This window comes from Streptomyces sp. WAC05292 (genome assembly GCF_003949955.1).
In the GTDB taxonomy this organism is placed as follows: Bacteria; Actinomycetota; Actinomycetes; order Streptomycetales; family Streptomycetaceae; genus Streptomyces; species Streptomyces globosus.
Map to the genome: position 1 here is coordinate 1 of NZ_RPSE01000189.1, position 11,549 is coordinate 11,549.

The window sequence follows — 11,549 nt, forward strand, 5'->3', positions numbered from 1 at the left end:
GGCCCACCCCGGCGCCGGACCCCTCGGCCACCCCTTGTACGGCGCCCAGCCGCGCAACGGCCTCGGCGTCGCCGCCCTGGTGCTCGGCATCGTCGCGGTGGTCGGGTGCGCCCTGAACCTCATCGCCGTCGGGCTCGGCGTCGCAGCGATCGTCCTCGGCGTGCTCGGCCGCAACCGGGCGGCCCGCGGGGAGGCCACCAACGGCGGCATGGCGCTGGCCGGCCTCATCCTCGGCGTCACGGGCGCCCTCCTCGGCGCGCTCACGCTCGCGTTCGCCGTCGCCGGCTTCCTGCACGGCGAGTCCGACTCCGGGACCGACAGCCCGTACTCGGACACCCGCATGCGCGAGAAGGTCTGACCGGGGCCGGCTACTCCCCGGCGAGGAGCCGCTCGCGGGCCTCCATCAGGGCGAACCCGAGCAGGTTCAGCCCGCGCCAGCGGGCCGGGTCCAGCGCCCGCTCGTCGTCCGCGGCGAGCCCGATGCCCCAGACGCGGTCCATCGGGCTCGCCTCGACGAGGACGCGCCGCCCCGTCGAGAGCAGGTAGCCGGTCAGCTCGGGCGTGGAGCGGAACTTGTGGAGGCTGCCCTCCACGACGATCCCGAAGCGCTCCCGCTCCCACACGGCGTCGTCGAAGCCGCGGACGAGCCGCCCCGCCTTCTTCGCCTCGGCCGGGGTCGCCGCGGCCAGCACCGCGCGCCCGGCCTCCGCGTCGCCGAACAGGCGGGCCTTCCCGGCCATCATCCAGTGCTCCGCCGTCTCGTAGCGGACGCCGTCCACGGTGAACGGAGACGGCCACCACTGGCTGAGGCAGCTCGGGCCGAGCGAGCCGTCCGGACGGGGCCGGTGCCCCCAGAACGGCAGGAACTTCACCCGGTCACCTCGGCTGACCTGCTCGATCAACTTGTCGATCTTCTCCATGCACGGGAGTCTGGCAGTCTCCACGGACACTTCGTACGGGATTTGGGGAGTGTCTCGACACATGGTCGACCGATTCCGTCGCGTAATCAAAAGGCAACAACGGAATCCCTTGGCCGCGGGTAACACCTCTGTCAGGATCGGCACTCCATTCGAGCTGAAGCCACGAGAGCGTGAGAGCGTGATGGGTAATCGCTTCCAGGTTGAGGAACGCTTCGCCGACGGCGCGCAGTACATCGGCGGCCGTCCGTCCCACGGCAGCTCAGGCCGGTCCCACACCGTGGTCGACCCCGCGACGGGCAGGGAGGTGCTGACCTACGCCCTGGCCTCCGCCGCCGACGTGGACGCGGCCGTCGCCGCGGCCGCCGGCGCCTTCCCGGCCTGGTCCGGCGCCACCCCCGGGGAGCGCTCCGAGGCCCTGCACCGGCTGGCGTCCGTCCTCGCGGAGCAGGCGGAGGACTTCGCGTACGCCGAGTCCCTCCAGTGCGGCAAGCCGATCAAGCTGTCCCGCGAGTTCGACGTGCCGGGCACCGTCGACAACACGGCGTTCTTCGCCGGCGCCGCCCGCCACCTCCAGGGCCAGGCCGCCGCCGAGTACTCGGGCGACCACACCTCGTACGTACGCCGCGAGGCCATCGGCGTCGTCGGCTCCATCGCCCCCTGGAACTACCCCCTCCAGATGGCCGCCTGGAAGATCCTCCCGGCCATCGCCGCGGGCAACACCGTCGTCCTCAAGCCCGCCGAGACCACCCCCCTCACCTCCCTGATGTTCGCGCGGGCCGTGACCGAGGCGGGCATCCCGGACGGCGTCGTCAACATCGTCACCGGAGCCGGCCGCGACGCCGGCGAGCACCTCGTCGGCCACCCCGGCGTCGCCATGACCTCCTTCACCGGCTCCACCGCCGTCGGCAGGCGCGTCGCCGAGATCGCCACCGCCACCGTCAAGCGGCTCCACCTGGAGCTCGGCGGCAAGGCCCCCTTCGTCGTCTTCGACGACGCCGACCCGGAGGCCGCCGCCCACGGCGCCGTCGCCGCATCACTGATCAACAGCGGCCAGGACTGCACCGCCGCCACCCGCGCGTACGTCCAGCGCCCGCTGTACGAGGCCTTCACCGCCCGCGTCGCCGAGCTGATGGAGGGCGTCCGCCTCGGCGACCCCTTCGACCCCTCCACCGACCTGGGCCCGCTCGTCTCCCACGCCCACCGCGACCGCGTCGCCGGCTTCGTCGAGCGGGCCCGCGGCTACGCCACCGTCGTCACCGGCGGCTCCGCCCCCGGCGGCACCCTCGCCGGCGGCGCCTACTACCGGCCCACCCTCATCACCGGCGCGCCGCAGGACAGCGAGGCCGTCCAGGCCGAGATCTTCGGACCGGTCCTCGTCGTCCTCCCCTTCGACACCGACGACGAGGGCCTCGCCCTCGCCAACGACACCCCCTACGGCCTCGCCGCCTCCGCCTGGACCCGCGGCGTCTACCGTGCGAACCGCGCGACCCGCGAACTCAGGGCGGGCTGCGTCTGGATCAACGACCACATCCCGATCATCAGCGAGATGCCCCACGGCGGCTACAAGGCGAGCGGCTTCGGAAAGGACATGAGCTCGTACTCCTTCGAGGAGTACACGCAGGTCAAGCACGTCATGTACGACAACACGGCGGTGGCGGCCAAAGACTGGCACCGCACGATCTTCGGGGACCGATAGCAGCAGCAGGGCCCGCCCGACCAGCGGCCCGCCCATCCCGAAAGGGCACAGTCCATGCAGCACAACGAGCCCGACCGGCTCTCCGCGGCACAGCTCGCCGCGATGCGGCGCAGCCTCACCAGCGGGCGCGGCGCCCTCACCCGCCGCTCGCTGCTGCGCGCCTCCGGCGCCGGGGCGCTCACCCTCGGCGGCCTGGCGTCGCTGTCCGCGTGCGGCATCCCGCCCGCGAAGCGCGGCGGCGAGGACGCCGCCGCGTCCGAGGACCGCTCGCAGGCGGAGAAGACCGTCAACTTCTCCAACTGGACCGAGTACATGGACGTCAGCGACGACGAGAAGGTCCACCCGACGCTGGAGGAGTTCACGAAGCGGACGGGCATCGAGGTCAACTACACCGAGGACATCAACGACAACGTCGAGTTCTTCGGCAAGATCCGCCCCCAGCTGGCGGCCGGCCAGGACACCGGCCGCGACCTGATCGTCGTCACCGACTGGCTCGCGGCCCGCATCATCCGCCTCGGCTGGGCCCAGAAACTCGACCCCTCCCACCTGCCGCACGCCTTCGCCAACCTGATCCCGCAGTACCGCAGCCCCGACTGGGACCCGGGCCGGGCGTACAGCTACCCGTGGACCGGCATCAACACCGTCATCGCCTACAACACCAAGGCGACGGGCGGCAGGAAGGTCGACTCCGTCACGCAGATGCTCGACGACCCCACCCTCAAGGGCCGGGTCGGCTTCCTCAGCGAGATGCGCGACAGCGTCGGCATGACCCTCCTCGACCAGGGCAAGTCCCCGGAGTCCTTCACCACCGCCGACTACGACGCGGCCATCGCCCGCCTGCAGAAGGGCGTGGACAGCAAGCAGATCCGCCGCTTCACCGGCAACGACTACACCGCGGACCTGGACAAGGGCGATCTGGCGGCCTGCCTCGCCTGGGCTGGCGACGTCATCCAGCTGCAGGCGGACAACCCGGACATCCAGTACGCGATTCCGGCCGCGGGCTACATCACCTCCAGCGACAACCTGCTCGTACCGGCCCGCGCCCGGCACAAGGCCAACGCCGAAAAGCTCATCGACTTCTACTACGAGCCCCCGATCGCAGCCCAGCTCGCCGCCTTCATCAGCTACGTGTGCCCGGTGGCGGGGGTCAAGGACGACCTTGCGAAAATCGATCCCGCGCTCGCGGACAACCCCTTGATCATCCCCGACGAGGAAATGGCCGCCAGGGCCCATGCCTTCCGCATGCTCACCAGCGAGGAAGAGACCGAGTACGAGGAGAAGTTCGCCAAGCTCATCGGAGCCTGACGGACCCCGTGCCGGCACCCCCGCCCTCTTCCGACGAACACCACCACCGAAGGCCGCGACCCATGACTGACAAGACCGCGGGCGGAGATGTCCGCCTCGCCGGGATCAGCAAGCACTACGGCACCTTCACGGCCGTGCACCCCCTCGACCTGACCATCCCGCAGGGCTCGTTCTTCGCCCTGCTCGGCGCCTCCGGCTGCGGGAAGACCACCACCCTGCGGATGATCGCCGGCCTGGAGGAGCCCTCCACCGGCACCGTCCACCTGGGCGACCGCGACGTCACGCAGCTGCCCCCGTACAAGCGCCCCGTCAACACGGTCTTCCAGAGCTACGCCCTCTTCCCGCACCTGAGCATCTTCGAGAACGTCGCCTTCGGGCTGCGCCGCCGCGGCATCAAGTCCGTCAGGAAACAGGTCGAGGACATGCTGGAGCTCGTCGAGCTCGGCCAGTTCGCCCAGCGCAAGCCGCACCAGCTCTCCGGCGGCCAGCAGCAGCGCGTCGCGGTCGCCCGCGCGCTCATCAACCACCCCCAGGTGCTCCTCCTCGACGAGCCCCTCGGCGCCCTCGACCTCAAGCTGCGCCGCCAGATGCAGCTGGAGCTCAAGCGGATCCAGACCGAGGTCGGCATCACCTTCGTGCACGTCACCCACGACCAGGAGGAGGCCATGACCATGGCCGACACCGTGGCCGTGATGAACGGCGGCCGCGTCGAGCAGCTGGGCGCCCCCGCCGAGCTGTACGAGAACCCGCGCACCACGTTCGTCGCGAACTTCCTCGGCACCTCCAACCTGATCGAGGCCGAGGTCCTGGAGGCCGGCGGCGACGACGTCACCGTCGCGTCGGCGGGCACCAGGCTCCGGCTGCCCCGGGCCCGCTGCTCGACCGCCCCGAAGGCCGGCGGCCGGCTGCTGGTCGGGGTGCGCCCCGAGAAGATCTCCCTGGTGCCCGCGGCCGAGGAGGGGGCCGTCGCGGCCGGCCGGAACAAGGTCGCCGGGCGGATCGCCGACTCCTCCTTCATCGGCGTGTCCACCCAGTTCGTCATCGACAGCCCCGTCTGCCCGGAGCTGGAGGTGTACGTGCAGAACATCGAGCGCGACGACCGCCTGGTCCCCGGCGCCGAGGTCGTCCTGCACTGGAACCCGGAGCACACCTTCGGGCTGGACGCCGCCCAGGACATCGACGCGGGCGTCGAGACGGTCGAGGAGGGCGCATGACCGCCACCGCGGCGCCGCCCGAGGCCCCCGCCCCGGCCGAGCCACCCGTCCACCGGCCGTCCCTGCGCAAGCGGCTCGTCCCGTACTGGCTGCTGCTGCCCGGCATCCTGTGGCTGCTGGTCTTCTTCGTCCTGCCGATGGCCTACCAGGCCTCCACCTCGGTGCAGACCGGCTCCCTCGAAGAGGGCTTCGAGGTCACCTGGCACTTCCGCACCTACTGGGACGCCCTCGCCGAGTACTACCCGCAGTTCCTGCGCTCCCTGCTGTACGCCGGCACCGCGACCCTGCTGTGCCTGCTCCTCGGCTACCCGCTGGCGTACTTGATCGCCTTCAAGGCCGGCCGCTGGCGCAACCTGCTTCTGGTGCTGGTCATCGCGCCGTTCTTCACCAGCTTCCTGATCCGCACGCTGGCCTGGAAGACGATCCTGGCCGACGGCGGGCCCGTCGTCGCCGTCCTCAACAGCGTCGGCTTCCTCGACGTCACCAGCTGGCTCGGCCTGACCCAGGGCGAGCGCGTGCTCGCCACCCCGCTCGCGGTGGTCTGCGGCCTGACGTACAACTTCCTGCCCTTCATGATCCTGCCGCTGTACACCTCGCTGGAGCGGATCGACCCGCGGCTGCACGAAGCCGCCGGCGACCTGTACGCCCACCCCGCGACGACCTTCCGGAAGGTCACCTTCCCGCTGTCGATGCCGGGCGTGGTCTCCGGGACCCTGCTCACCTTCATCCCGGCGAGCGGCGACTACGTCAACGCCGAGCTGCTCGGCTCGACGGACACCCGGATGATCGGCAACGTCATCCAGTCCCAGTACCTGCGGATCCTCGACTACCCGACGGCCGCCGCGCTGTCCTTCATCCTCATGGCCGCCGTGCTGGTCATGGTCACCATCTACATCCGCCGCGCGGGGACGGAGGACCTGGTCTGATGCGTTGGCTCCGCCGCAACCTCGTCACCGTCCTCGGCCTCCTGACCCTCGCCTACCTGGTCCTGCCGAACGTCGTCGTCACCGTCTTCTCGTTCAACAACCCCTCCGGGCGCTTCAACTACGCCTGGCAGGAGTTCTCCCTCGACGCCTGGAAGGACCCCTGCGGGGTCGCCGACCTGTGCGGCTCCCTCGCCCTGTCCCTCCAGATCGCCCTGTGGGCCACGCTGGGCGCGACCCTGCTCGGCACGGCCATCGCCTTCGCCCTCGTCCGCTACCGGTTCCGGGCACGCGGCGCGGTCAACTCGCTGATCTTCATGCCGATGGCCATGCCCGAGATCGTCATGGCCGCCTCGCTGCTCGCCCTGTTCCTGAACATGGGCGTCGAGCTGGGCTTCCGGACGATCCTGATCGCCCACGTCATGTTCTGCCTCAGCTTCGTCGTCGCCGCCGTCAAGGCGCGCGTGCTGTCGATGGACCCGCGGCTGGAGGAGGCCGCCCGCGACCTCTACGCGAGCCCCGTGCAGACCTTCCTGCGGGTCACGCTGCCGATCGCGGCGCCGGGCATCGCGGCGGGCGCCCTGCTGTCCTTCGCCCTGTCCTTCGACGACTTCATCATCACCAACTTCAACTCGGGCAACACCGTCACCTTCCCCATGTTCGTGTGGGGCTCGGCCCAGCGCGGTACGCCCGTGCAGATCAACGTCATCGGCACGGCGATGTTCGTCATCGCGGTGCTGGTGGTCCTCGCCGCCCAGATCGTCGGCAACCGCCGCAAGAAAGCACAGCCCAAGTAACTCTGTGGGGAGTTGGAAGACATGGCCCCAGTCGCCATGCGAAGTGTTGCGAAATCCCTTTCCGAAGCACTGCCGGTCTCGTACTGGCTGGACGACCCCGGCAAGCCCCCCGCCCAGCCGGCCCTGACCTCCGACGAGGCCTGCGACCTGCTCGTCATCGGCGGGGGCTACAGCGGCCTGTGGACGGCGCTGATCGCCAAGGAGCGCGACCCCGCCCGGGACGTCGTCCTCATCGAGTCGAAGGAGGCGGGCTGGGCCGCCTCCGGACGCAACGGCGGCTTCTGCGCCGCCTCCCTCACCCACGGCTTCGCCAACGGCCTGGCCCGCTGGCCCGGCGAGCTCGCGAAGCTGGAGGAGCTCGGCGCCCGCAACCTCGACGAGATCGAGGCGGCCGTCGCCCGCTACGGCATCGACTGCGACTTCGAGCGCACCGGCGAGATCGACGTCGCCACCGAGCCGCACCAGGTCGAGGAGCTCCGCGAGCTCCACCAGGAGGCCGAGAAGCTCGGCCTCGCGGACGGCATGCGCTGGCTCGACCGCGACGCCCTGCGCGCCGAGGTCGACTCGCCGACCTTCCTCGCCGGCCTGTGGGACACCGACGGCGTCGCCATGCTGAACCCCGCCCGGCTCGCCTGGGGCCTGAAGCAGGCCTGCCTCGGCCTCGGCGTGCGCATCTACGAGAACACCCGCGGCCTGTCGCTGGGCTCCTCCGGCGCCGGAATGGCCGTCCGCACCCCCTACGGGCGGATCTTCGCCCGGCGGGTCGCGCTCGGCACCAACATCTTCCCCTCGCTGGTCCGGCGGATCCGGCCGTTCACGGTCCCCGTCTACGACTACGCCCTCATGACCGAGCCGCTCACCGCCGACCAGCGGGAGGCCATCGGCTGGCAGAACCGCCAGGGCATGGGCGACAGCGCCAACCAGTTCCACTACTTCCGCATCACCCCGGACCACCGGATCCTGTGGGGCGGCTACGACGCCGTCTATCCGTACAAGGGGCGCCTGGACTCCGAGTACGACCACCGGCCGGAGACCTACCTCAAGCTGGCGCAGCACTTCTTCACGGCGTTCCCGCAGCTGGAGGGCCTCGGCTTCAGCCACGCCTGGGGCGGGGCGATCGACACCTGCTCCCGCTTCTCGGCGTTCTTCGGCACCGTCCACTCCGGCAGGGTCGCCTACGCGGCCGGCTACACCGGCCTCGGCGTCGGCGCCACCCGCTTCGGAGCCGACGTGATGCTGGACCTCCTCGACGGCGCGCGCACCGAGCGCACCCGGCTGGAGATGGTGCGGTCCAAGCCGATGCCGTTCCCGCCCGAACCGTTCGCCTGGACGGGGATCACCCTCACCAAGTGGTCCCTGGCGCGGGCCGACGCCCGCGGCGGCCGCCGCAACCTGTGGCTGAAGACCCTCGACCGGTTCGGCCTCGGCTTCGACAGCTGACGGCGGCGGACCGCCGGCCCGCCCCGGGGGAGTGACGCGGTTCACTCCCCCGGGGCGGGCGAACCCGCGTCATCGCCGCGGCCCGCCGCGCTCTCTCCCGGTGAGGAACCCTCACCTACTGGGAACGGAGGCCGGGCGATGCGGGGCTCGGATGTCAAAACCGCGGTGGAATGGCTCGTCTCGGCGGCCGGCGATCCGCAGGCCTGCCGCTGGGAGTGGGAGCGCAGCCCGGACGGGGTCGCCCTGCTGCCCGCGGGCCGGCACTGGGACGTGCTGGTCCTGCCCGGCGGGCTCGGGCGGGCCGCCCTCGCCGTCCTGCGCCGGCTGCGCGGGCGGCCCGGCCCGGTGCTCGCCGGCCCGGGCGGCACCCGGCTGGGCTTCTTCGTGCCCCCGGGGACGGCCTCGCACTGGCTCGCCACCGGCGCGCGGGGCGCCGGGCGGGGCAGCTGGATCGTCGTCCCCCACCCCGGCCGGGCCCCCGGGGCCGCCGGGCACTGGCTGGTTCCGCCGGACGGCCGCGGGACCCTCACCGATCCGGCGGTGCTGGAGCTCGCCCTGCACGAGGCGGTGGCCGCCCGGGCCGCCGGCGACGGGGCGGCGGGCCGCTCCGTCTGAGCCCCCGTACGACGGCCAGCTCGACGGCGTACAGCAGCGGGACGCACAGCAGGAGCGACGCCAGGACGTCCAGCGGCCAGTGGAAGCCGCGCAGGACGAGCCCCGCGGCCGTGGCGGCCGTCAGCGCCAGAGCCGCGGGCACCGGCCACGGCCGACGGGCGTACGGCCGCAGCAGCAGGGCCGCGGCCCCGTAGGCGACGGCGGCGGTGGCCGTGTGGCCGGAGGGGAAGTAGCCGGCGGCCCACGGCTCCAGCGGTCCGGGGCGGGCGGTCCACGCCTTCAGCGGGACCACCAGGGCCGGCACCAGGGCGATCGCCGAGGCGGCGGCCACAGCGCCGGGCCTGTTGCCGCGGCGCAGGGCGTACGCCGCCGCCAGCACGAGGACGGGTACGGCGACGGGCACGTTGCCCAGGTCGGCGAGCCGCTCGGTGACGGCGTCGGGGAGGGTGCGCACCAGCGCGGAGCTGATCCGCTCGTCCGGACCGAGCAGCGGGCCCGAGGCCAGCACCTGCCAGGTCGCCAGGGCGAGCCCGAGGAGGGCCCCCGCGAGGAGGAGGACGGAGCGGAGGGGGGAGGAGGAGGTGGCCGGCCGTCCCGGAACAGGGGGGATGGTTCCGGGACGGCCGCCCGGACCGGGTTGCCGGGCGCCCCGGGGGGTGTGGGGCGGTCGGCTGTCCGATCGGTGAGGAGTGTGCGCGAACGCAGGCCCGGTGCGGCGCTGGGGAAGCCCGGTACCGGTGTCGCCCCCGGAATCCCGGGAGCGGGGTGTCTCACTCATCTGCAGAAACCGTACGGCAGCGGAAAGGGGACCGACAGCAGGAACGCGGTCCTGCCATCGGCCCCCCACATCTTCTTCACAGCGCCCGACCGTTACCGGCGGTACCCCTGCGAGCGCGTGTTCGGACGCTCGTTCAGACGGCCGCTCGGGCGGCCGTTCCGACGGCCGCTCAGAGGGTCGCGAACGCCGCCTCGATGACGTCCAGGCCCTCGTTCAGCAGGTCCTCGCCGATGACCAGAGGCGGCAGGAAGCGCAGCACGTTGCCGTACGTGCCGCAGGTGAGGACGATGACGCCCTCGGCGTGGCAGGCCTTGGCCAGGGCCGCGGCGGCCTCCGGGTTCGGCGTCTTGGACGCGGGGTCCTTGACCAGCTCGATGGCGATCATGGCGCCGCGGCCGCGGATGTCGCCGATGATCTCGTACTTCTCCTGCATCGCGGACAGCCGCGCCTTCATGACGGACTCGATCTCCTTCGCCTTGGCGTTGAGGTCGAGCTCCTTCATCGTCTCGATGGAGCCGAGCGCGCCGGCGCAGGCCACCGGGTTGCCGCCGTACGTGCCGCCCAGGCCGCCCGCGTGCGCGGCGTCCATGATCTCGGCGCGGCCGGTCACCGCGGCGAGCGGCAGGCCGCCGGCGATGCCCTTGGCGGTGGTGATCAGGTCCGGGACGATGCCCTCGTCCTCGCAGGCGAACCACTGGCCGGTGCGGCAGAAGCCGGACTGGATCTCGTCCGCGACGAAGACGATGCCGTTGTCGTTGGCGAACTTCACGATCGCCGGGAGGAAGCCCTTGGCCGGCTCGATGAAGCCGCCCTCGCCGAGGACCGGCTCGATGATGATCGCGGCGACGTTCTCCGCGCCGATCTGCTTGGTGATCTGGTCGATCGCCTGGGCGGCGGCCTCGGGGCCGCAGTTCTCGGCACCGGTGGGCCAGCGGTAGCCGTAGGCGACCGGCACGCGGTAGACCTCGGGGGCGAAGGGACCGAAGCCGTGCTTGTACGGCATGTTCTTCGCGGTCAGCGCCATGGTGAGGTTGGTGCGGCCGTGGTAGCCGTGGTCGAAGACGACGACGGCCTGGCGCTTGGTGTGCGCACGCGCGATCTTGACGGCGTTCTCGACGGCCTCGGCGCCGGAGTTGAACAGCGCGGACTTCTTCGCGTGGTCGCCCGGGGTCAGCTCGGCCAGCGCCTCGCAGACCTCCACGTAGCCCTCGTACGGGGTGACCATGAAACAGGTGTGGGTGAAGTCCGCGAGCTGCGCGGTGGCGCGGCGCACGACGGCCTCGGCGGAGCCGCCGACCGAGGTCACGGCGATGCCGGAGCCGAAGTCGATCAGGCGGTTGCCGTCGACGTCCTCGAGGATGCCGCCGTCCAGGCGCTTGGTGAAGACGGGGAGCACCGAACCCACGCCGCCGGCCACCGCACCGAGGCGGCGGGCCTGAAGCTCCTGAGACTTCGGGCCGGGGATCGCGGTGACGAGCTTGCGCTCCTGCGGGACAGCGGTCATGGGGGCTCCTGGGGGTGTTTTCGGACGCACTTGTGTCTTTGTCCGCAGGCTAGGCCCGGGGGAGGGGGTAAAGCATGCTCCGTTCGGGAGTGGTCCGCCCGTGTCCTTGTCCGCGGCGGCCATAGGAGGGAGGCGGTACGGCACGCCGGAACCCCGCCGCGACACCGGCCGGTACCGGCCCGCGGCCGCCGCCGGGCAACTACATTGAGCGGCGCAGCGCAGGGAAACGGGCAGGGGGCAGGGGTTTCATGGACACCGACGGCACGCCGCACGGCACCGGCGAGGGACGGGCGCCGCACACCGGCCACGCCCCGGGCGGGCAGGTGCCCAGGCCCGCGGGCCCGCCCGCGCAGGCCC

Annotated in this window: 11 protein-coding genes; 8 read left to right on the forward strand and 3 right to left on the reverse strand. The window is 71.9% G+C overall.

What is annotated here, in order from left to right; genetic code table 11:
• A partial coding sequence (locus EF903_RS19625) for a DUF4190 domain-containing protein (RefSeq protein WP_148142541.1) occupies positions 1-358 on the forward strand: 358 nt, incomplete at its 5' end.
• 10 nt (positions 359-368) lie between these two features.
• Here the strand turns inward: EF903_RS19625 and EF903_RS19630 are convergent.
• Complete coding sequence (locus EF903_RS19630) at positions 369-920, reverse strand: NADAR family protein (protein WP_185902730.1); 552 nt, start codon at positions 918-920, stop codon at positions 369-371.
• Between the two features lie 181 nt (positions 921-1,101).
• On the opposite strand from EF903_RS19630, the gene EF903_RS19635 reads away from it, so the two are divergent.
• The 7 genes from EF903_RS19635 to EF903_RS19665 all read left to right on the forward strand — a co-directional run bounded on the left by EF903_RS19635 (position 1,102) and on the right by EF903_RS19665 (position 8,910).
• Positions 1,102-2,616 (forward strand): gamma-aminobutyraldehyde dehydrogenase, encoded by a 1,515-nt coding sequence (locus tag EF903_RS19635; RefSeq protein ID WP_125544950.1) that lies wholly within the window; start codon positions 1,102-1,104, stop codon positions 2,614-2,616.
• A 54-nt stretch (positions 2,617-2,670) separates the two neighbouring features.
• The gene (locus EF903_RS19640) at positions 2,671-3,921 is read left to right on the forward strand and encodes a spermidine/putrescine ABC transporter substrate-binding protein (RefSeq protein WP_125544952.1); all 1,251 of its coding nucleotides are present in this window, start codon (positions 2,671-2,673) and stop codon (positions 3,919-3,921) included.
• A gap of 62 nt (positions 3,922-3,983) precedes the next feature.
• Positions 3,984-5,135: an ABC transporter ATP-binding protein gene (locus tag EF903_RS19645; RefSeq protein WP_125544954.1), complete on the forward strand. Its 1,152-nt coding sequence runs from the start codon at positions 3,984-3,986 to the stop codon at positions 5,133-5,135.
• Positions 5,132-6,061, forward strand: coding sequence for an ABC transporter permease (locus EF903_RS19650; protein ID WP_114054409.1), 930 nt, complete (start codon positions 5,132-5,134; stop codon positions 6,059-6,061). The genes EF903_RS19645 and EF903_RS19650 overlap by 4 nt, the downstream gene beginning before the upstream one ends.
• A complete protein-coding gene (locus EF903_RS19655) occupies positions 6,061-6,855 on the forward strand; it encodes an ABC transporter permease (RefSeq protein WP_125544956.1) in 795 nt (264 codons plus the stop codon). The genes EF903_RS19650 and EF903_RS19655 overlap by 1 nt, the downstream gene beginning before the upstream one ends.
• Before the next feature lie 21 nt (positions 6,856-6,876).
• On the forward strand, positions 6,877-8,295 hold the full coding sequence (locus tag EF903_RS19660) for an FAD-binding oxidoreductase (protein ID WP_125544959.1): 1,419 nt from the start codon (positions 6,877-6,879) through the stop codon (positions 8,293-8,295).
• A 138-nt stretch (positions 8,296-8,433) separates the two neighbouring features.
• A complete protein-coding gene (locus EF903_RS19665) occupies positions 8,434-8,910 on the forward strand; it encodes a hypothetical protein (RefSeq protein ID WP_125544961.1) in 477 nt (158 codons plus the stop codon).
• Here EF903_RS19665 and EF903_RS19670 read toward each other — a convergent pair.
• On the reverse strand, positions 8,822-9,688 hold the full coding sequence (locus EF903_RS19670; protein WP_125544963.1) for a phosphatase PAP2 family protein: 867 nt from the start codon (positions 9,686-9,688) through the stop codon (positions 8,822-8,824). The genes EF903_RS19665 and EF903_RS19670 overlap by 89 nt on opposite strands.
• A gap of 169 nt (positions 9,689-9,857) precedes the next feature.
• Positions 9,858-11,192: a 4-aminobutyrate--2-oxoglutarate transaminase gene (gabT, locus tag EF903_RS19675; protein ID WP_125544965.1), complete on the reverse strand. Its 1,335-nt coding sequence runs from the start codon at positions 11,190-11,192 to the stop codon at positions 9,858-9,860.
• Positions 11,193-11,549: the final 357 nt, after the last annotated feature.

Coding starts and splice junctions, on each gene's coding strand:
- EF903_RS19630 (WP_185902730.1), bottom strand. CDS start 920: ATGGAGAAGATCGACAAGTTGATCGAGCAGGTCAGCCGAGGTGACCGG.
- EF903_RS19635 (WP_125544950.1), top strand. CDS start 1,102: ATGGGTAATCGCTTCCAGGTTGAGGAACGCTTCGCCGACGGCGCGCAG.
- EF903_RS19640 (WP_125544952.1), top strand. CDS start 2,671: ATGCAGCACAACGAGCCCGACCGGCTCTCCGCGGCACAGCTCGCCGCG.
- EF903_RS19645 (WP_125544954.1), top strand. CDS start 3,984: ATGACTGACAAGACCGCGGGCGGAGATGTCCGCCTCGCCGGGATCAGC.
- EF903_RS19650 (WP_114054409.1), top strand. CDS start 5,132: ATGACCGCCACCGCGGCGCCGCCCGAGGCCCCCGCCCCGGCCGAGCCA.
- EF903_RS19655 (WP_125544956.1), top strand. CDS start 6,061: ATGCGTTGGCTCCGCCGCAACCTCGTCACCGTCCTCGGCCTCCTGACC.
- EF903_RS19660 (WP_125544959.1), top strand. CDS start 6,877: ATGGCCCCAGTCGCCATGCGAAGTGTTGCGAAATCCCTTTCCGAAGCA.
- EF903_RS19665 (WP_125544961.1), top strand. CDS start 8,434: ATGCGGGGCTCGGATGTCAAAACCGCGGTGGAATGGCTCGTCTCGGCG.
- EF903_RS19670 (WP_125544963.1), bottom strand. CDS start 9,688: ATGAGTGAGACACCCCGCTCCCGGGATTCCGGGGGCGACACCGGTACC.
- gabT (WP_125544965.1), bottom strand. CDS start 11,192: ATGACCGCTGTCCCGCAGGAGCGCAAGCTCGTCACCGCGATCCCCGGC.